Here is an 18,476-nt window from a genome sequence, read left to right as displayed (position 1 = left end):
GCGCGGCCCTTTTTCCTTTGGCCGGCGGTCATCCGGCCACGCGTCCGCCGCGTATCGAATTGCATGAAGATGCGCCGCAAATCCGACCTGCCGACAAAGCTCTGCGCCAGCTGTGGCCGCGCCTTCGCGTGGCGCAAAAAGTGGGCCCGTGACTGGGAGAGCGTGCGCTACTGTTCCGATCGCTGCCGCCGCTCGGCAAAGGCCGCACTGGCGAGGGGGGACAATCTCGGCGGTTGATTTTACATACCGTATGGTATATTAATTCTATATGAGCGTTACTCCAGCCCCCGCGCGCCGCGGCCGCCCGCGCCGCAAGCCCGAGGATCAGGACGCCCGCAAGGCGCTGATCCAGGCAGGGCTCGCCCAATTGACCGAGCGCGGCTACGCAAGCGTCGCTCTCGAAGAGATCACCGCCGCTGCCGGTGTCACCAAGGGCAGCTTCTACCACTACTTCCCGACGAAAGCGGCTTTTGGCGCGGCGCTCATCGACGCCTATGACGCCTATTTCGAAGACAAGCTGCGCCGCGCCTTCGACCGCACGGACATCACCCCACTCGCCCGGCTCACCGCCTTCACCGAAGACGCGGAGGCGGGCATGGCGCGGTTCGACTTCCGCCGTGGCTGCCTGATCGGCAATCTCGGTCAGGAAATGGGCAGCCTGCCCGAAGAGTTCCGCAGTCGCCTGATCGCGGTGTTCGAGCGCTGGCAAAACCTTACCGTATCGTGCCTGCGTGACGCGCAAATGGTGGGCGAAATCGGCGCCGATCACGACCCCGAAGCACTCGCAGAACTGTTCTGGACCGGCTGGGAAGGCGCGGTTCTGCGCACGAAACTTCAACGCAACCCCGAGCCGCTGCGCCGTTTCACCGACGGCTTCCTGCGGCTCGCCCGAAGCTGAAAGGATACCCCATGGTCAAAGCCATCCTGATCGAGAAACCCGAAGAGGCTCAGAGCGCCGCGCTCAAGGATATCGACCTGCCCGATCTGGCAGAGGGCGAGGTGGCGGTCGACGTCGCCTACTCGACGATGAACTACAAGGACGCACTGGCGATCACCGGCGCAGGCCCAGTGGTGCGCAGCTTCCCGATGGTGCCGGGCATCGACTGCTCCGGCATCGTCGCGACCAGCAAGCATCCCGATTTCGCCAAGGGCGACCGGGTCGTGCTCAACGGCTGGGGCGTGGGCGAGAAACACTGGGGCGGGCTGGCAGAGCGCGCCCAACTGAAAGGCGAGTGGCTGGTGAAACTACCCGACGGTATCTCGTTGCGTCAGGCAATGGCGATCGGCACTGCGGGCTACACGGCGATGCTCTGCGTGATGGCGCTCGAGGGGCATGGCGTGACGCCCGAGAGCGGTGAGATCGTCGTGACCGGAGCGACCGGCGGCGTGGGTAGCGTCGCGATCGCTCTTCTGGGCAAGCTCGGCTATAAAGTGGCTGCCGTTACCGGGCGCCCGGAAGAGGAAGACTACCTCAAGCGCCTCGGCGCATCGTCGATCGTTCCGCGCGAGGACGTCTCTGGCAAGCCGCGCCCGCTGAACAAGGAACGCTGGGCCGGTGCGGTCGACGTGGTCGGCGGTGAGGTGTTGGCCAATGTTCTGTCGATGATGGCCTATCGCGGCACCGTCGCCGCCTGTGGTCTCGCGGGTTCGATGAACCTGCCGACCTCGGTCGCGCCCTTCATCCTGCGCGGCGTGACGCTCGCAGGCGTCGACAGCGTGATGTGCCCGATCGAGGATCGCGTCGAAGCATGGCGTCGTCTGGCTGCCGATCTCGACATGGAGAAGCTCGCCGCTATGGAGATGGAAGTCGCCTTGGACGAAGTGATTGCAACCGCGCCGAAATTCCTCGATGGAAAGGTTCGCGGGCGGATCGTCGTTCCGGTCGCACCTGACCTCGGCTGACTACGGTAAGAAATGCTGTCTTTCCTGATCCTCGCGCTCGCCGGTCTCGCGGCGGGCGCTTTAAATGCGGTCGCGGGCGGCGGGACGTTCTTGTCCTTCCCCGCGCTTGTCTGGACCGGCGTGCCGCCGATCACCGCCAATGCCACCGCGACGCTGGCGGCCCTGCCCGGCTATCTGTCGAGCGCCTGGGCCTTCCGCCACGAGCTGCGCCACAAGGGGCCGATGGCGCTGCGCACGATCCTGATCGCCGCCGTCGCGGGCGGGTTCCTCGGCGCCCTCCTGCTGCTGATCACGCCCGAAAAACTGTTCGCCGGCGTGGTGCCGTGGCTTCTGCTGCTGGCGACGGCGGCGTTTGCCTTCGGGCCGATGCTGCTGAAGGCGCTGCAACGCTCTGGCCGCACGATGGGCGCCGTGTCCGCCTTCGCCCTGCTACTCGCGGTGACGATCTACGGCGGATACTTCAATGGCGGGCTCGGGATCATGCTGCTCGCCGCGCTCGGCTTGATTGGCTTCACCGATCTGCATGCGATGAACGGCCTGAAGAACCTCGTCTCGGCCGTGCTGTCGCTGGTCTCGGTCGTAACCTACGCGGTGGCCGGGCTGATCGACTGGCAGGCGGTTCTGGTGCTGGGCATCGCGAGCGCCGTCGGCGGCTACCTGGGCGCGCATCTGTCGAAGCGGATCACCAATATGGCGCTGCTGCGCGGCTTCATCATTGCGGTCGGGCTGGTGATGGCGGCGGTCTTCTTCGTACGCGGCTAACCCAGCCAGAGCGCCGAGCCGAACATCTTGCGCAACAGTCCCGTCTGACCGCTGACCCCGGCGCGGGCATAGATCTGCTTTGAGGTCGAGCGCGCGGTCTCCAGCGTCCAGCCAAGCCGCTCGGCCGCCTCGCGCAGGCTCGCCCCATCGCATAGAAGCGCCGCGAGCCGCGCCTCGGACCGGTTGAGATCTAGCGCCCCCGCGACACGCGCGACCGGCAGCGCCTCAGCCAGCGGCATGGCGCGCAGATGTCCGATCAGTGCAGGACTGCCCCGCCATCGCCCCGACGCGAGCCGGAGCACGCCCTGCCCCTCGGGGCCAAGCGGGATCGGCCGGACGACCTCCCCGCCTTCCCCGAGTTTCGCGAGGCTCTGCCGAAAGCGCAGCGCGGCGTCGGGATCGGCGAATTCCGGGCGCGCGCCGATGCGCAGCCGCAGCCAACCTCCCGCATCGAATTCCGCCGCTACGCGCGGATCGAATTCCAGCACCGCACCCGCGGGTGTCAGGACCAACCACCCCGCACCGAGCGCCGCCGTGGCCTCGGCATCGCGCGCGGCTCGCGCCCGCTCGCCGCCCAGCGCCTCGCGTATCATCACCGCCTGCCCCAGATGCGGCGCGAGCGTCGAGAGGGCCAACGCCTCCGCCGCGCGGAAATCCCGGTTCGAGCGCGCGATCATCAGCACCACGCGCCCCGCCCCCCCTGCCGCGACCTTCAGCGCCCGTAGCGGTTCGGGCCACGCCACTTCACCCGGCAGGTCGATCTGCGAATAGACACGATCCAGTCGCATCGGGTGGAGTCGCGCGGCGTCCGGCAAGGCGATCCTGCCGACCTGCCAGCCCGCGCCCTCCCCCTCGGGTGCGAGAATCTGCACCGCCGCACCCTCGGCATGGGCGACCGAACAGAGCCGCTCGAGAAAGCGCACCCAGCCAGCCTTTCCCGCCTCGCTCGCCGCGGCGAAGAGCGCGTTGATCAACAGTGTGTTCTCGGACTGCCCCAACATAAGCCGTATTTACCCCCCATTTGGGGGGTTATCCAGCAAAACCCGCCGCCTATATCTTGGAAAACCGCGATCAGACAGAGACCTCCCGCATGAACAAGACCCTGACTCACCTGCAGCGGCTCGAAGCCGAAAGCATTCACATCCTGCGCGAAGTCGTGGCCGAAGCCGACAATCCGGTCATGCTCTATTCCGTCGGCAAGGACAGCGCGGTGATGCTGCATCTCGCGAAGAAGGCCTTCTATCCGTCGCCGCCGCCCTTCCCGCTGATGCATGTCGACACGACGTGGAAATTCCAGGCGATGTACAACCTGCGCGACAAGGCCGCGAAGGATGCGGGGATGGAGCTGATCGTGCACCAGAACCCCGAGGCGAAGGCCAAGGGGATCAACCCGTTCGATCACGGCTCGCTGCATACCGACATGTGGAAGACAGAAGGTCTGAAACAGGCTCTGGACAAGCACGGCTTCGACGTGGCCTTCGGCGGCGCGCGCCGCGACGAGGAGAAATCCCGCGCGAAGGAACGCGTGTTCTCGTTCCGCTCGGCCAATCATCGCTGGGATCCGAAGAACCAGCGCCCCGAGCTCTGGCGTCTCTACAACGCCAAGAAAGCGAAGGGCGAGAGCGTCCGCGTCTTCCCGATCTCGAACTGGACCGAGCTGGACATCTGGCAATATATCCACCTCGAAGGGATCGAGATCGTCCCGCTCTATTTCTCGGCCCTGCGCCCGACAGTCGAGCGCGACGGGCTGATCCTGATGGTGGACGACGACCGCTTCCCGCTGCGCGACGGCGAGGAGCCGGTGATGCGCTCGGTCCGCTTCCGCACTCTGGGCTGCTACCCGCTGACCGGCGCCGTCGAGAGCGAAGCGCAGACCCTTCCGGAAGTCATTCAGGAAATGCTGCTGACCACCACCTCCGAGCGTCAGGGCCGCGCGATCGACCACGATCAGAGCGCCTCGATGGAGAAGAAAAAGCAGGAAGGCTATTTCTGAGCCCTCCCCTCCCGAGCCGCACGCGCGCCTTCATTTCCACCCTATCAGGTGAGCCGACATGACGACCAACGATCCGATCTACAAGACCGACGCGCTGATTGCGCAGGATATCGATGCCTATCTCGAGGCGCATCAACACAAGACCATGCTGCGCTTCATCACCTGCGGCTCGGTCGATGACGGGAAATCGACGCTGATCGGGCGGCTGCTCTATGACAGCAAGATGATCTTCGAGGATCAGCTGGCCGCGCTGGAGGCCGACTCCAAGCGCGTCGGCACCCAAGGCCAAGAGATCGACTTCGCACTGCTGGTCGACGGGCTCGCTGCCGAGCGCGAACAGGGCATCACGATCGACGTGGCCTACCGCTTCTTCGCGACCGAGAAGCGCAAGTTCATCGTCGCGGACACCCCCGGCCACGAACAGTATACCCGCAACATGGTCACCGGTGCCTCGACCGCCGATCTGGCGGTGATCCTGATCGATGCGCGCAAGGGCGTACTGACCCAAACGCGGCGCCACTCCTACCTCGTCCACCAGCTCGGCATCCGCCATGTCGTGCTGGCGGTGAACAAGATGGATCTGGTGGACTACGATCAGGCGACCTTCGACGAGATCGTGGCCGATTACCAAACCTTCGCCGACAGCATCGGCATCGAAGGCTTCACCGCGATCCCGATCTCGGGCTTCAAGGGCGATAACATCACCGGCCCGAGCGAGAATACCCCCTGGTACAAGGGGCCGTCGCTCCTACCCTATCTCGAAGCGGTCGAGGTGGACGTGACCTCCGATCAGGAGCGCCCCTTCCGGATGCCCGTGCAATGGGTGAACCGCCCCAACCTCGACTTCCGCGGCTTCTCGGGGCTGATCGCGTCGGGCACCGTGCGTCCGGGCGACGAGGTGCGCGTGCTGCCCTCGGGCAAAACCTCGAAAGTGGCGCGGATCGTCAGCTTGGAGGGCGACCGCGACATGGCGGTGGCGGGTGAATCCATCACGATCACGCTGGTCGACGAGATCGACTGCTCGCGCGGGCAGGTCATCGTCTCCGCGAAAGAACCGCTGGAAGTGGCCGACCAGTTCGAGACCACCATCGTCTGGATGGACGAGAACGAACTGCTGCCAGGCCGCGCCTATTGGCTTAAAATCGGCACGCAGACCGTCTCGGCGACCGTGCAGGAGCCGAAATACGAGGTGAACGTCAACACGCAGGAGCATCTGGCGACGAAGACGCTGGACCTGAACGCGATCGGCGTGGCCAACATCACCACCGACCGCGAGATCCCCTTCGCCCCCTATGCCGAGAACCGCGATCTGGGCGGGTTCATCCTGATCGACAAGATGACCAACCAGACTGCGGCTGCGGGCATGATCAACTTCGCGCTGCGCCGGGCCCAGAACATCCACTGGCAGGCGACCGATATCGGGCGCGAGCATCATGCCAACATGAAGCACCAGAAGCCGGCGGTGGTCTGGCTCACGGGCCTGTCGGGCTCGGGCAAATCCACGATCGCCAACATGGTCGAGAAGAAGCTGGCGCGGATGAACCGCCACACTTTCCTGCTCGATGGCGACAACGTGCGCCACGGCCTGAACAAGGATCTGGGCTTCACCGAGGCCGACCGCGTGGAAAACATCCGCCGCGTCGGCGAGGTCGCGAAGCTGATGACCGACGCGGGCCTCATCGTGGTCACGGCCTTCATCTCGCCCTTCCGCTCGGAGCGCGACATGGTGCGCGCAATGATGCAGCCGGGCGAATTCCTCGAAGTCTTCGTGGATACGCCGCTCGAAGTGGCCGAGGCGCGCGACGTGAAAGGGCTCTATGCCAAGGCGCGATCCGGCCAGCTGAAGAACTTCACCGGCATCGACTCGCCCTACGAGGCACCCGAGAACCCCGAGATGCGGATCGACACCACCGCGATCAGCCCCGAGGAAGCGGCGGAATTGATCCTCGCTCGGCTCATTCCGTAAGCGACGACAACGACTGCACCATTTCACGCGAACGTGCAGCCCTCCCGGGGGTTGCACGTTTTCGTTTTGGCCTTGACCTTGCTCGGGGGCGCGCCCCAACCTGCCCGCAATACCGCCAGCAGAAAGAAGCCCGAATGCCGATCGAAAACGTGCACTTCAGCGAACTCGAATTTTCCCGCCGGATCGCGCTCGTACGCGCGGCAATGGCGCAGCGCGAGATCGACATTCTCTTCATCACCAACCCGTCTAACCAGTTCTGGCTGACGGGCTATGACGGCTGGTCCTTCTACACCCATCAGGGCGTGATCCTGCCGATGGAGGGCGCCCCCTATTGGTGGGGCCGCTTCATGGATTCCAACGGCGCGCGCCGCACCGTCTGGATGGAGGAGGAAAACATCCTCCATTACAACGACGCGATGGTGCAATCCGACATCATGCACCCGATGGAAGACCTCGCCTCTCACCTGCGGATCATGGGCTACGGCAAGGCCCGGATCGGCGTCGAGATGGAGACCTATTTCTACACCGCGAAAGCGCATGCAGTCCTCTTCGAAGGGCTGCCCGAAGCGACGCTGCTCGATGCCTCTGTGCTGGTGAACTGGCAGCGCCTGATCAAATCCGACGAGGAGCTGCGTTTCATGCGCCGTGCCGCACGGATCTCCGAACTGGTGATCCAGCGTGCGGTGGAACTGGCCGAGCCGGGGCTGCGCAAGCATGATCTGGTCGGCGAATTGTACAAGACCGCCGTGCAGGGCGAGGAAGACAGCTGGGGCGATTATCCGGCCATCGTGCCGATGCTGCCCTCGGGTCCGGATGCCTCCGCGCCGCACCTGACATGGAACGGCGAGGCACTGAAAGCTGGCGAAGCGACCTTCGTCGAGCAATCCGGCTGCTACCGTCGCTATCACGCGCCGCTCTCGCGCACGATCTTTCTGGGCAAGCCCCCGCAGCATGTCCTCGATGCGAGCGAAGCGCTGACCGAAGGCCTCAACGCCGGGATCGAAGTCGCGCGTGCCGGGAACCGCGCCTGTGACATCGCCCGCGCACTGAACGTCGAGCTGGCCAAGGTCGGCATCGAACGCCCGAACCGCGCGGGTTACGCGGTGGGCTGTTCCTACCCGCCGGATTGGGGCGAGCATACCGTCTCGATCCGCGACACCGACGAGACGATCCTCGAGCCCGGCATGACCTTCCACTTCATGCCCGGCCTCTGGATGGATGACTGGGGGATGGAGACGACCGAGACCATCCTCATCACCGAGGACGGCCCCGCCGAGCCGCTGTGCAACATCGAGCGCAAACTGTTCGTCAAGGACTGAGCCGATGCGGATCGACACCACCCGCGCGATCCTCTCGGACCTGATCGCCTATCCGACGATATCGACCGACAGCAACCTGCCGATCATCCACTACATCGCGGACCGGCTGGAAACCGTCGGCGCGGCGGTAGAGGTCATGGTCGACGAGAGCGGTCACAAGGCGAACCTTTTCGCGACGCTGGGCGAGGCAGGCGATGGCGGGCTGGTGCTGTCGGGCCATTCGGACGTGGTACCGGTCACCGATCAGGACTGGACCAGCGATCCTTTCACCATGACCGAGCGCGACGGCAAGCTCTACGGGCGCGGCGCCTGCGACATGAAAGGCTTCATCGCCGCCTGTCTCGGCTCGCTCGATCTGCTGGCCGAGGCCGCGAAAACCCGCCCGATCCATTTCGCCTTCACCCATGACGAGGAAGTCGGCTGTCTGGGCGCGCAGGAACTGGTGAAGCTGCTGGCGAAACGCCCGGTCAGACCGGCGCTGTGCATCATCGGAGAGCCGACTTCGATGCAGGTCTTCGACGGCAACAAGGGCTGCTGCGAATATACCGTGCGCTTCGAGGGGCTGCCGGGCCATAGCTCCGCGCCTGAGAAGGGCGTGAACGCGGTCGAATACGCTGTGCGCTACATCAACCGCCTATTCGAGCTGCGCGCTGAGCTGATCAAACGCTGCCCCGAAGGCTCGCGCTTCGATCCGCCGCAGACGACGCTCAACGTAGGCGCGCTGAAAGGCGGCATTTCTCATAACGTGATCGCGCCGCGCGCCGAACTGGCCTGGGAGATGCGCCCGATCAATGCCGCTGACATGGATTTCGTCAAAGCCGAGATCGCGAGCTACGTCGAAGACACGCTGCTGCCCGAGATGCGCGCCATCGCGCCGGAAGCCGCGATCTCCACCGAGACCATCGGCGAGGTCGTGGGGCTCGAGCCGATGGACGACAACGCCGCGCGCGATCTGGTCTTCGCGCTGACCGGGCAGAACCACGCAGGCTGCGTTGCTTTCAACACCGAGGCCGGGCTGTTCCAGTCGCTCGGAATGGACGCGGTGATATGCGGGCCCGGCTCGATCGAGCAGGCCCATAAGGCCGACGAGTTCGTCTCGCTCGAGCAGATGGATCAGGCGCTGACGATGTTGGGCAAGCTCGCCAGCGCCCGGAACTGAGTGCGCCTGGCCGCCTCTCCGATCAGTTCAGGCGCTTGCCGGTTTTCGGATCGAAGAGATGCAGATCCTCGGCGTTCACCGACAGCCGCACCTGCCCCACCGCCTGCTTCTCCATATGCACGCCCGGCAGCGCCGCGGTCATCGGCTCGCCGCGCCCTTCCAGCGTTCCGTGCAGAAGCGTATTCGCCCCTAGCGGTTCGGACAGGGTCACATTCAGCGCCAGCGGGCCGTTGTCATCGGGATGAAGATGTTCGGGCCGAATCCCGAGGCTGACGGGGCGATCGGGCAGATCGGTCGGCCCGAGCGTCACATGGCCCAGCATCACCCGCCCGCCGCGCACCTCGGCATCGATGACGTTCATCGACGGGCTGCCGATGAACTGCGCCGCGAAGATGGTCACGGGGCGCTCATAGACTTCGAGCGGGGTGCCGATCTGCTCGGCCACGCCGCCGTTCATCACGATCATCCGGTCGGCCATGGTCATCGCCTCGACCTGATCGTGGGTCACGTAAAGCGCGGTCACGCCGAGCTTGCGCTGCAGCTCGCGGATTTCGACGCGCATCTGCACCCGCAGCTTGGCATCGAGGTTGGACAGCGGTTCGTCGAACAGGAAGACCGACGGCTCGCGCACGATGGCGCGGCCCATCGCGACCCGCTGACGCTGCCCGCCGGACAGTTCGCGCGGCTTTCGCTCGAGATAGTCCGACAGCTGCAACAGCTTCGCGGCCTCATCGACGCGGCGCTTGATCTCGGACTTCGACATGCCCGCGATCTTCAGCCCGTAGCCCATGTTCTGGCGCACCGACATATGCGGGTAGAGCGCGTAGTTCTGGAACACCATCGCGATATCGCGGTCCATCGGCTCGCGCTCGTTCACGCGGGCCTCGCCGATGCGAATCTCACCCTCTGAGATACTCTCCAGCCCCGCGACCATGCGCAACAGCGTCGATTTCCCGCAGCCGGAGGGACCGACGATGACGATGAATTCGCCGTCCTGGATGTCGATCGAGACCCCGTGCAGCACCTCGGTCTTGCCGAAACGTTTCTTGATATTTTCGAGTTCAACGGTCGCCATTGTCTGCCCTTATTTCTCGCTGTCCACGAGACCGCGAATGAAGAGTTTCTGCATCGAGATCACCACGATCACCGGCGGGATCATCGCGAGGATGGAGGTCGCCATGATGACCGGCCAATCGGCGATATCGTCGCCCGAGGGGAACATCTGCTTGAGCCCCATGACGATCGTGTTCATCTCGGGATTGGTGGTGATGAGGAGCGGCCAGAGATACTGGTTCCAGCCGTAAATGAAGAGGATCACGAAGAGCGCCGCGATATTCGTGCGGCTCATCGGCAGCAGGATATCGAAGAAGAAGCGCATCGGACGCGCGCCGTCGACTCGGGCGGCCTCGGCCAGCTCGTCCGGCACCGTCAGGAAGAACTGCCGGAACAGGAAGGTCGCCGTCGCCGATGCGATCAGAGGCAGGATCAGGCCGGAATAGCTGTTGAGCATCCCGAAGCCCGCGACCACCTCGTAGGTGGGCACGATTCGCACCTCGACCGGCAGCATCAGTGTGATGAAGATCATCCAGAAGAAGAAGCGCCGTCCCGGAAAGCGGAAATAGACGATCGCGAAGGCCGACAGGAGCGAGATCGCGATCTTTCCGAGCGCGATCCCCAACGCCATCACCAGCGAGTTCACCAGCATCGTCGCGACCGGCACATTCACCCCGGAGAACAGCGCATCCGAGTAGTTCTCGATCAGGTGCGAGCCCGGCATCACCGGCATCGGCGCCTGCGCGATCTCCTGCTGGGTATGGGTCGAGGCCACGAAGGCCAGCCAGATCGGGAAGAAGATCACCAGTACGCCCGCGATCATCAGCACATGGGTCAGCCACAGGCCGGAGCCGCGTTTTTCCACCATGCCCGGGGGCGGTTCGTTGTGCATGTCAGCCATCAGTAATGCACCCGCTTCTCGACGAATTTGAATTGCAGCACCGTCAGGAAGCCCACGACCACCAGCAGCACCACGGATTGCGCGGCAGAGCTTCCGAGATCCTGACCCACGAAGCCATCGGCGTAGACCTTGTAGACCAGGATCGTGGTCGCCTGTTGCGGCCCGCCGGAGGTGATCGTGTGGATCACGCCGAAGGTCTCGAAGAAGGCGTAGACGATATTGACGACCAGCAGAAAGAAGGTCGTGGGCGACAGGAGCGGCAGCACGATCGTGAAGAAGCGCCGCCAGAACCGCGCCCCGTCGATCGCCGCCGCCTCGATCACCGATTTCGGCACCGCTTGCAACGCCGCGAAATAGAACAGGAAGTTGTAGCTGATGCGGCCCCAGGCCGACGCCACGACGACGAGGCCCATCGCCTCGTTCTCGTTGAGCACATGGTTCCAGTCATAACCCATCTGGTTGAGATAGAAGGCGACCACACCGATCCGCGTGTTGAACATGAAGAGCCATAGCACACCGGCCACCGCGGGCGCGACCGCGTAGGGCCAGATCAGAAGCGTGCGGTAAGTTCCCGCCCCTTTCACCAGCCGATCCGCCAGCACCGCGAGGAACAGCGCCGGGATCATCGAGACCAGCGTCACAAGGGTCGAGAACACCGCCGTCGTCACAAAAGACGCGCGATAATAGGGGTCGTTGAACAGGTATTCGAAATTGCCGAGGCCCACATATTGCATCGACAGGCCGAACGGATCGGGGATGAACAGCGATTGCCACACCGCCTCGCCCGCCGGGTAGAAGAAGAACACGGCCGAGATGATCAACTGCGGCGCGAGCAGCAGCATCGGCAAGAGCCAGCCCTTGAAGGTTACGCGTTTTTCCATATCGGGATCGGGGCCTTAGAATAGAAATAGCCGCGGGCAGGGTTCTCCCCGCCCGCGGCTGGATTTGGGTTAGCGGTTGGCTTGCTCGAAGCGGCGCAGCAGCTGGTTGCCACGCTCCACCGCGTTGTCGAGCGCGTCTTGCGCGGTCTTGTCACCGGCCCAGACAGCCTCCAGTTCCTCGTCGATGATGCCGCGGATCTGGTCGAAGTTGCCCAGGCGGATGCCCTTCGAATTCTCGGTCGGCGCATTCGCGGTCATCTGCTTCACGGCCACGTCAGTGCCGGGGTTCTTCTCGTAGAAGCCCTGCTCACGGGTCAGCTCGGCCGCGGCCTTGGTGATCGGCAGGTAGCCGGTATCCTGGTGCCACTTCGCCTGTACTTCCGGCGACGAGAGGTAGTTCAGGAATTCAGCGACGCCCTTGTAGTGGTCGTCATCCTTGCCAGCCATGACCCAGAGCGAGGCGCCCCCGATGATTGTGTTCTGCGGCGCACCGTCGACGTCACCCCAATAGGGCAGCGGGTGCACTTCGAAGTTGAACTTGGCTTCGGACTTGATGCCCGCGTAACCGGCCGAGCTCTCGGTGAAGAGCGCGCAGGTGCCGGCACGGAAATCGGCACCGCCTTCGTTCCGGCGGCCCTTGTAGACGAACTCGCCCTTCTTGGCCCAGTCACCCAGCGTCTGGATGTGCTTGACCTGAACGGGGCCGTTGAACTCCAGCTTCGCGTCGAGACCGGCGAAGCCGTTCTCCTGGCTCGCGAAGGGCACGTTGTGATAGGCCGAGAGGTTCTCGAGCTGGATCCAGCTCTGCCAGGCGGTGGTCATCGGGCAATCGACGCCCGCTTCCTTCAGCTGGTCGAGCACCTTGCCGACATCTTCCCAGGTAGTCAGCGGCGCATCCTTGGCGACGCCTGCCTTGTCGAGCATGTCGCGGTTGACCCAGAGAACCGGCGTCGAGGAGTTGAAGGGCAGCGACAGCATCTTGCCGTCGGTGGTGGTGTAGTAGCCCTTCACCGCGCCGATGTAATCGTCGGGATTGAAGTCCACGCCGGCATCTTCCATCACCTGGTAGACCGGCTTGATCGCGCCCTTGGCGGCCATCATCGTCGCCGTGCCGACCTCGAACACCATCAGGATGTCGGGCTGTTCCCCGGCGCGGAACGCGGCGATCCCGGCGTTCAGCGTTTCCGAGTAGTTGCCCTTGTTGGTCGCCACGACCTCATACTGGTCCTGGCTGGCATTGAAGTCCTTCACCTGCTGATCGACGAGCTCGCCGAGACGGCCGGTAAAGGCGTGCCAGAACTGGATTTCCGTTGCTGCATTGGCCGTGAAGGGCGCAATGAGCGAGGCCGACGCAAGCGCCGCACCGAGTGCAAAATTCTTCATGTCTTCCTCCCATATGTAGCGGGATTCATTGTTGGATGGATCTGAGGCCCCGTGCGAAGCCTCCGCGCTACGCGGCGTAGTGTGCGGATGTAACAGGAACAAAACAAGAGAGTGATTTCGGTTTCGCTTTGCCTCTCGGTCGCGCGATCCAGCGCGGTACGGCGGCTTCTCAGCCCTTTCCTGCTAAGCTTTTTCGAGATTCCTCGAAGTTTTGCACGACGCTAGATCACGACTTTGTGAAGCGCATTTTTGCGCGATTCGATCGAAACCGAACAAAAACCGACAGTCGCGCGAAACACCCGATTACGATCAGCTTTCCTCGCGGCGCTTTCCCGAATCCCTTAGATTTGCCAAATCATTGAAATGGTTCGGCTCGGTCCGGGTCATGGTTCTCAGCCTGATCGACTGCCTCACCTACTTCTACGAGATGCGCCTGAGGGAGCTGGACCGGATCGCCTCGAATTAACCGCCATAGCGGAAATCGCGCACATGCGCGGGCATCTCGACACCGTCGAGATTGCGCGGATCGGGGATCGGGTCGCCCACCTCCATACGGAGCGGGATCACCCCGGCCCAGATCGGCAGCGCGTAATCCTCCTCGTCGTCACTCGGCCCGCCGGTGCGGATCTTCGCGGCGCCCTCGGTGATCTCCATCCCCAGCACGGTCGTCGCCTTCAGATCCTGTTCGTGGTCTGGGCGCAGCGTCTCGTAGCGGCCCGGATAGAGATGGTTCACGAAATTTCCGAGCTTTTGCAGCTTCTCCGCCGGGTCCTCCACCTTGAACGCAACACCAAAGAGCATGACCGAGCGCGTGTTCAGCGAATGATGCATGCCAGAGCGCGCCAGAACCAAACCATCGAGGATCGAGACCGTCAGACAGACCTCTGTCTCCTTTTGACTGCGCAGCGCGCGGCTCGCGGAAGAGCCATGCCAATAGACGTGATCGCCTTCGCGCCATTGCATCGTCGGCGTCACGTAGGGCTTGCCGTCCCGGACATAGCCCACATGGCACATCGGCTGCGCGTCGAGGATCGTGTTGATGCTGTCGCGATCGAAATGGCCGCGCTCATGCAGGCGGCGAAGGCGGGAACGCTCGGTTACAGGGAGGGTCTCGGTCATGGTCTGCCTCATGTCTGACTTGTGCCCTCAGCGATAGCGGCCTACTGGATCGGAAAACATGTCCAGTTTCGCAAAAATGCAGCAGTCCAATTTAAACACCGCCCTGTTTGGTCTCTCGCTGGATCGAAACTCCGGTCTGCCGCTGCATGCGCAACTGACCCATGTCCTGCGCGAGATGCTGCGCGCCGATCCCGCCGCAGCCGGAGAGCGCCTGCCGCCAAGCCGCGCATTGGCCGAGGAGCTGTCGGTCTCGCGCATGACAGTGACCACCGCCTATGATCAGCTGATCGCCGAGGGCTACCTGAGCACCCGCCCCGGCGGCGGCACCTATGTCGCCGAGGATCTGCCCCATCTCGCCCCTCCTACCCCGCGAAAAGCATCAAGGGCCGCGCAAGGGGCGCCTCCGCCAGCTTGGCTGCCTTTCCAGCCCGGCCTGCCCGATCAGGCGCTGTTCCCGCACAGGCTTTGGGCGCGCCACCTCGAGCGCGCGTGGCGCACCCCCGATCCCACCCTTCTGGACCGGCCCGACCCGTTCGGCTGGCCGCCGCTGCGGCTGGCGATCCGCGACCACCTCGCGGCGTGGCGCGGCCTCGATTGCGCGCCGGAACAAGTGGTGATTACCGGCGGCGCATGGGACGGGTTCGACCTGATCGCGCGTAGTGCGATCGCCCCCGGGGCGTCGATCGCGACCGAGGATCCCGGCTGGGCGACAATGGGCCATGTGCTGGCCTCCAGCGGCCTCAACGAGCACCCGGTGCGGATCGACGCCGAAGGGCTGGACCCGGTACATCTGCCGCCCAGCACCCGCGCCGTCATCATCACCCCCTCGCGCCATTTCCCGACCGGGGCAGCGATGCCGCTCACGCGCAGGCTGACGCTTCTTGACTGGGCGCGTGACCATGATGCGCTGATCGTCGAGGATGATTACGACAGCGAATTCCGTTATCGCGGCCAGCCCCTGCCCGCTCTGGCGGGGCTCGATGGGCTGCAGCGCGTGATCTACATGGGCAGCTTCTCGAAACTGCTCAGCCCGGCGCTGCGGATTGGCTATATCGTGCTGCCCGAGCGGCTTGTCGGGCCGATGCGGGCGGCGATCGACGCGACGGGGCCGCGGGTTTCGATGGTACCTCAACCGGCGCTGGCGAGCTTCATGGCGAGCGGCGAATTCGCGACCCATCTACGGCGGATGCGGCGCCATTACGCGAAACGGCAGCGCCACCTTCTGAACGCGCTGACAGGGCTCGAGGAGTATCTCCGGCTCCAGCCCGATCCGTCGGGAATGCATCTCTGCGCGGGTCTCGGCCCGGCCCTCGTGCCCGCCGGCGACCGCGCGATATCCGAGCGCGCGAAGGCGGCCGGTCTTACCCTGCGCGCTCTGTCGTCGCACGCCCGCCTGCCCGACCCGCCGCAAGGCGTCCTGCTCGGGTACGCGGGTTTCGACGAACCGACGCTAAGCGCCGCAGCAGAGAAGCTGCGGGCACTTCTGACGTCGATTCCATGACCGCGACCTCGCAACTCACAACAGGGTGACCTTACGTCGAGAAAGCACTCGCCCTCTTGGCAAGCCCGCGCCGTTTGCCAAAACTAACGCGCGAGTAAAAAACGGGCGCCTGACTTGATCCAAGCGCACGGGAGCGGAGGACAGGATGCGCGGATGGAAAGCGGTGCTCGGCGGGATTGGCCTGCTTTTCATGGCGGCTTTGATTTACGCGATCATCGTGCCTCCGGAACTGCTACGCGTCGGCGCGGGCTATAGCGCGAAGATTACCTGCTCGGCGCTGGTCCTGCAGGACCGCGACCCCGACGAGGTTCTCGAAACCGATGTGCAGGCGCCAGGCAATCCGCTGCTGCGCGCCTTCTGGGTCAGCCCCGATCGTCGGGCGGGCCGCGTCTGGGCGGCTTTCGCCGGGATCATCGCGCCCACAACAGCGGAGCAACGCATGGGCCTCGGTTGCGCGACCTTCCCCGACGGCGATCTGGCCGACGCCCGCGAACAGGCCGCCCCGCCCGCGCCGGGACCGAGCAAGAGCGTCGCCCTCTGGCCCGCGGGATCGAAGACCGAACTGACGGGACAAGGCCGCTTCGCCGATGTCTTGCAAAACGATGCGCTGACCGGGCCGGGGATGCGCGCGGTGGTGGTGATCAAGGACGGTCAGCTCGTGGCCGAGCGCTACGGCGATGGCTTCGATGCGAAGACACCGCTTCTGGGCTGGTCGATGACGAAGACGGTCACCGCCGCCCTTGTCGGCACCGCGATCGAGGCGGGCAAGCTGCGGATGGATCAAAGCGATCTACTGCCCGAATGGCAGGGCGACGACCGGGCGAAGATCACTGTCGCGCAGCTGATGTCGATGTCGAGCGGGCTGCATTTCAACGAGGATTACGGCGACGTCTCGGACGTGACGCGGATGCTCTATCTCGAGCCGGACATGGCGAAGTTCGCAGCGTCGCGGCCGCTCGATCATCCGCCCGGTACGCATTTCAGCTATTCCAGCGGCACCGCAGTCCTGCTGTCGCGCATCTGGCAAAACGCGGTGGGCGACACCTCCACCGCACTCGCTTGGCCGCGCCGCAAGCTGTTCGGTCCGCTCGGGATGAACTCGGCCACGCTCGAGACCGACGCCTCCGGAACCTTCGTCGGCAGCTCCTACCTCTACGCGACCGCGCGGGACTGGGCGCGTTTCGGACAGTTTCTGCTTCAGGACGGCCAATGGGAGGGGCGGCAATTGCTGTCCGCCGCGTTCGTAAAGCGGATGCATGCGCCCGCGCCGACCGACGGAGTCTATGCGCAGGGCATGATCTGGCTCGCCGGGCCGAGCGATCAGCAGAAAGCGGGCGATGATGCGCGGTTCGGCCTACCCGCCGACACCTATTGGCTCGAGGGGCATGACGGGCAGACCGTCACCGTGATCCCCTCGGCCGATATGGTCGTGGTGCGGATGGGGCTGACGCCGTCGGACCTGAACTACCGCCCGCAGAAGCTGGTGGCAGCATTGCTGGAGGCGGCAAAGACCACCACTCAGGCTTCGTCGAACATCCCTTCGAACAGCGCCGAAGACAGGTAACGCTCGCCCGAATCCGGCAGCACGACGACGATGGTCTTGCCCGCATTCTCCGGTTCGCGCGCAAGGCGCAGGGCTGCCGCAGCCGCCGCGCCGCAGGAGATCCCTGCCAAGATGCCCTCTTCGCGCGCCAGCCGCCGGGCGGTCTCGATAGCCTCATCATTGCTGACCTGCTCGATCCGGTCCACGAGATCCATGTCGAGCACCTTTGGCACGAAGCCTGCGCCGATGCCCTGAATCTTGTGAGGACCGGGGTGCAGCGCTTCGCCCGCGCGGGCCTGCGTAAGAACCGGGCTCGCCTCGGGCTCGACCGCGACCGAGATCAGCGGCAGGCCCTTTTCCTTTTTCAGATAGCGCGAGACACCAGTGATCGTGCCGCCCGTGCCGACGCCCGCGACGAAGATATCGACCACGCCATCGGTATCCTCGAAGATCTCCGGGCCGGTAGTCTTCTCGTGAATCTCGGGGTTCGCGGGGTTGTTGAACTGCTGCAGCAACACGTAGCGGTCGGGATCCGAGGCCGCGATCTCCTCGGCCTTGGCGATCGCCCCCTTCATGCCCTGTGCGCCTTCGGTGAGCACCAGCTTCGCGCCATAGGCCAGCAGAAGCTTGCGCCGCTCGATGCTCATCGTGTCAGGCATGGTCAGCGTGATCGGGATACCGCGCGACGCGGCGACGAAGGCCAGCGCAATCCCCGTGTTGCCCGAGGTCGGCTCGACGATCTCCTTGCCGGGGCCGAGCACGCCGCGCTCCTCCGCGTCCCAGATCATGTTCGCCCCAACGCGACACTTCACCGACCACGCCGGGTTGCGCCCTTCGATCTTGGCCAGAACGGTCGCGCCCGCGCCCTCCGTCATGCGGTTGAGCCGCACCAGCGGCGTGTTTCCGATGCTGAGCGAGTTATCCTCGTAAATCCGTGCCATGCGCGCGCTCCCTTTCAGCCTGCTGCCGTCCCATCAGATAACCAAAGGCAGGC

The 18,476-nt window shown here is 64.5% G+C and carries 17 protein-coding genes; 10 read left to right on the top strand and 7 right to left on the bottom strand.

Annotated features, from left to right (window positions below; translation table 11 throughout):
• Positions 1 to 63: 63 nt before the first annotated feature.
• The 4 genes from B6V73_RS15425 to B6V73_RS15410 are packed head-to-tail and all read left to right on the top strand — an operon-like array spanning position 64 to position 2,664.
• The gene (locus B6V73_RS15425; RefSeq protein WP_206185587.1) at positions 64 to 237 is read left to right on the top strand and encodes a DUF2256 domain-containing protein; all 174 of its coding nucleotides are present in this window, start codon (positions 64 to 66) and stop codon (positions 235 to 237) included.
• 31 nt (positions 238 to 268) lie between these two features.
• A complete protein-coding gene (locus B6V73_RS15420; RefSeq protein ID WP_088725678.1) occupies positions 269 to 898 on the top strand; it encodes a TetR/AcrR family transcriptional regulator in 630 nt (209 codons plus the stop codon).
• Between the two features lie 11 nt (positions 899 to 909).
• Positions 910 to 1,902: an MDR family oxidoreductase gene (locus tag B6V73_RS15415; protein WP_088725677.1), complete on the top strand. Its 993-nt coding sequence runs from the start codon at positions 910 to 912 to the stop codon at positions 1,900 to 1,902.
• 12 nt (positions 1,903 to 1,914) lie between these two features.
• The gene (locus tag B6V73_RS15410; RefSeq protein ID WP_075774149.1) at positions 1,915 to 2,664 is read left to right on the top strand and encodes a sulfite exporter TauE/SafE family protein; all 750 of its coding nucleotides are present in this window, start codon (positions 1,915 to 1,917) and stop codon (positions 2,662 to 2,664) included.
• On the opposite strand, the gene B6V73_RS15405 is transcribed toward B6V73_RS15410, so the two are convergent.
• Complete coding sequence (locus B6V73_RS15405; protein WP_143597915.1) at positions 2,661 to 3,638, bottom strand: helix-turn-helix transcriptional regulator; 978 nt, start codon at positions 3,636 to 3,638, stop codon at positions 2,661 to 2,663. The genes B6V73_RS15410 and B6V73_RS15405 overlap by 4 nt on opposite strands.
• Positions 3,639 to 3,721: 83 nt before the next feature.
• Here B6V73_RS15405 and cysD point away from each other — a divergent pair, with 83 nt between their 5' ends.
• From cysD to argE, 4 genes are all read left to right on the top strand, one after another.
• Complete coding sequence (gene cysD, locus B6V73_RS15400; protein WP_276206801.1) at positions 3,722 to 4,657, top strand: sulfate adenylyltransferase subunit CysD; 936 nt, start codon at positions 3,722 to 3,724, stop codon at positions 4,655 to 4,657.
• A 58-nt stretch (positions 4,658 to 4,715) separates the two neighbouring features.
• Entirely contained in the window at positions 4,716 to 6,623 is a 1,908-nt protein-coding gene (gene cysN / locus B6V73_RS15395) for a sulfate adenylyltransferase subunit CysN (protein WP_088725674.1), read from the top strand.
• 134 nt (positions 6,624 to 6,757) lie between these two features.
• A complete protein-coding gene (locus B6V73_RS15390; RefSeq protein ID WP_075774146.1) occupies positions 6,758 to 7,942 on the top strand; it encodes a M24 family metallopeptidase in 1,185 nt (394 codons plus the stop codon).
• A 4-nt stretch (positions 7,943 to 7,946) separates the two neighbouring features.
• Positions 7,947 to 9,101 (top strand): acetylornithine deacetylase, encoded by a 1,155-nt coding sequence (gene argE, locus B6V73_RS15385; RefSeq protein WP_088719655.1) that lies wholly within the window; start codon positions 7,947 to 7,949, stop codon positions 9,099 to 9,101.
• 22 nt (positions 9,102 to 9,123) lie between these two features.
• On the opposite strand, the gene ugpC is transcribed toward argE, so the two are convergent.
• The 5 genes from ugpC to B6V73_RS15360 all read right to left on the bottom strand — a co-directional run bounded on the left by ugpC (position 9,124) and on the right by B6V73_RS15360 (position 14,438).
• Complete coding sequence (ugpC, locus tag B6V73_RS15380; RefSeq protein WP_088725673.1) at positions 9,124 to 10,176, bottom strand: sn-glycerol-3-phosphate ABC transporter ATP-binding protein UgpC; 1,053 nt, start codon at positions 10,174 to 10,176, stop codon at positions 9,124 to 9,126.
• Between the two features lie 9 nt (positions 10,177 to 10,185).
• Positions 10,186 to 11,022, bottom strand: a complete 837-nt coding sequence (gene ugpE / locus B6V73_RS15375) for a sn-glycerol-3-phosphate ABC transporter permease UgpE (RefSeq protein ID WP_075774334.1) — start codon at positions 11,020 to 11,022, stop codon at positions 10,186 to 10,188.
• Between the two features lie 32 nt (positions 11,023 to 11,054).
• Positions 11,055 to 11,936, bottom strand: a complete 882-nt coding sequence (ugpA, locus tag B6V73_RS15370) for a sn-glycerol-3-phosphate ABC transporter permease UgpA (protein ID WP_088719653.1) — start codon at positions 11,934 to 11,936, stop codon at positions 11,055 to 11,057.
• Positions 11,937 to 12,005: 69 nt separating this feature from the next.
• Positions 12,006 to 13,319, bottom strand: a complete 1,314-nt coding sequence (gene ugpB, locus B6V73_RS15365) for a sn-glycerol-3-phosphate ABC transporter substrate-binding protein UgpB (RefSeq protein ID WP_075774142.1) — start codon at positions 13,317 to 13,319, stop codon at positions 12,006 to 12,008.
• A 462-nt stretch (positions 13,320 to 13,781) separates the two neighbouring features.
• On the bottom strand, positions 13,782 to 14,438 hold the full coding sequence (locus B6V73_RS15360) for a pyridoxamine 5'-phosphate oxidase family protein (RefSeq protein ID WP_206185586.1): 657 nt from the start codon (positions 14,436 to 14,438) through the stop codon (positions 13,782 to 13,784).
• 58 nt (positions 14,439 to 14,496) lie between these two features.
• On the opposite strand from B6V73_RS15360, the gene B6V73_RS15355 reads away from it, so the two are divergent.
• Together B6V73_RS15355 and B6V73_RS15350 are read left to right on the top strand one after the other, a co-directional pair.
• Positions 14,497 to 15,939 (top strand): PLP-dependent aminotransferase family protein, encoded by a 1,443-nt coding sequence (locus B6V73_RS15355; protein ID WP_088725671.1) that lies wholly within the window; start codon positions 14,497 to 14,499, stop codon positions 15,937 to 15,939.
• Between the two features lie 145 nt (positions 15,940 to 16,084).
• Positions 16,085 to 17,503 (top strand): serine hydrolase, encoded by a 1,419-nt coding sequence (locus B6V73_RS15350; protein WP_088725670.1) that lies wholly within the window; start codon positions 16,085 to 16,087, stop codon positions 17,501 to 17,503.
• Here B6V73_RS15350 and cysK read toward each other — a convergent pair.
• Complete coding sequence (cysK, locus tag B6V73_RS15345) at positions 17,458 to 18,423, bottom strand: cysteine synthase A (RefSeq protein ID WP_088719649.1); 966 nt, start codon at positions 18,421 to 18,423, stop codon at positions 17,458 to 17,460. The two genes, B6V73_RS15350 and cysK, sit on opposite strands and share 46 nt — an antisense overlap.
• Positions 18,424 to 18,476: the final 53 nt, after the last annotated feature.

The sequence above is a fragment of the Thioclava sp. JM3 genome, from assembly GCF_002213185.1.
Taxonomy (GTDB): Bacteria; Pseudomonadota; Alphaproteobacteria; order Rhodobacterales; family Rhodobacteraceae; genus Thioclava; species Thioclava nitratireducens.
The sequence above is the reverse complement of the archived record's forward strand: the minus strand, read 5'-3'. Positions and strand labels throughout refer to the sequence as shown.

What these genes read in the sequence shown, in the direction of transcription:
- argE (WP_088719655.1), top strand. Translation starts at nt 7,947, where the DNA reads ATGCGGATCGACACCACCCGCGCGATCCTCTCGGACCTGATCGCCTAT.
- B6V73_RS15360 (WP_206185586.1), bottom strand. Translation starts at nt 14,438, where the DNA reads ATGACCGAGACCCTCCCTGTAACCGAGCGTTCCCGCCTTCGCCGCCTG.
- B6V73_RS15350 (WP_088725670.1), top strand. Translation starts at nt 16,085, where the DNA reads ATGCGCGGATGGAAAGCGGTGCTCGGCGGGATTGGCCTGCTTTTCATG.
- ugpE (WP_075774334.1), bottom strand. Translation starts at nt 11,022, where the DNA reads ATGGTGGAAAAACGCGGCTCCGGCCTGTGGCTGACCCATGTGCTGATG.
- ugpA (WP_088719653.1), bottom strand. Translation starts at nt 11,936, where the DNA reads ATGGAAAAACGCGTAACCTTCAAGGGCTGGCTCTTGCCGATGCTGCTG.
- B6V73_RS15390 (WP_075774146.1), top strand. Translation starts at nt 6,758, where the DNA reads ATGCCGATCGAAAACGTGCACTTCAGCGAACTCGAATTTTCCCGCCGG.
- B6V73_RS15415 (WP_088725677.1), top strand. Translation starts at nt 910, where the DNA reads ATGGTCAAAGCCATCCTGATCGAGAAACCCGAAGAGGCTCAGAGCGCC.
- B6V73_RS15425 (WP_206185587.1), top strand. Translation starts at nt 64, where the DNA reads ATGAAGATGCGCCGCAAATCCGACCTGCCGACAAAGCTCTGCGCCAGC.
- cysN (WP_088725674.1), top strand. Translation starts at nt 4,716, where the DNA reads ATGACGACCAACGATCCGATCTACAAGACCGACGCGCTGATTGCGCAG.
- ugpB (WP_075774142.1), bottom strand. Translation starts at nt 13,319, where the DNA reads ATGAAGAATTTTGCACTCGGTGCGGCGCTTGCGTCGGCCTCGCTCATT.
- B6V73_RS15410 (WP_075774149.1), top strand. Translation starts at nt 1,915, where the DNA reads ATGCTGTCTTTCCTGATCCTCGCGCTCGCCGGTCTCGCGGCGGGCGCT.
- ugpC (WP_088725673.1), bottom strand. Translation starts at nt 10,176, where the DNA reads ATGGCGACCGTTGAACTCGAAAATATCAAGAAACGTTTCGGCAAGACC.
- B6V73_RS15355 (WP_088725671.1), top strand. Translation starts at nt 14,497, where the DNA reads ATGTCCAGTTTCGCAAAAATGCAGCAGTCCAATTTAAACACCGCCCTG.
- cysK (WP_088719649.1), bottom strand. Translation starts at nt 18,423, where the DNA reads ATGGCACGGATTTACGAGGATAACTCGCTCAGCATCGGAAACACGCCG.
- B6V73_RS15420 (WP_088725678.1), top strand. Translation starts at nt 269, where the DNA reads ATGAGCGTTACTCCAGCCCCCGCGCGCCGCGGCCGCCCGCGCCGCAAG.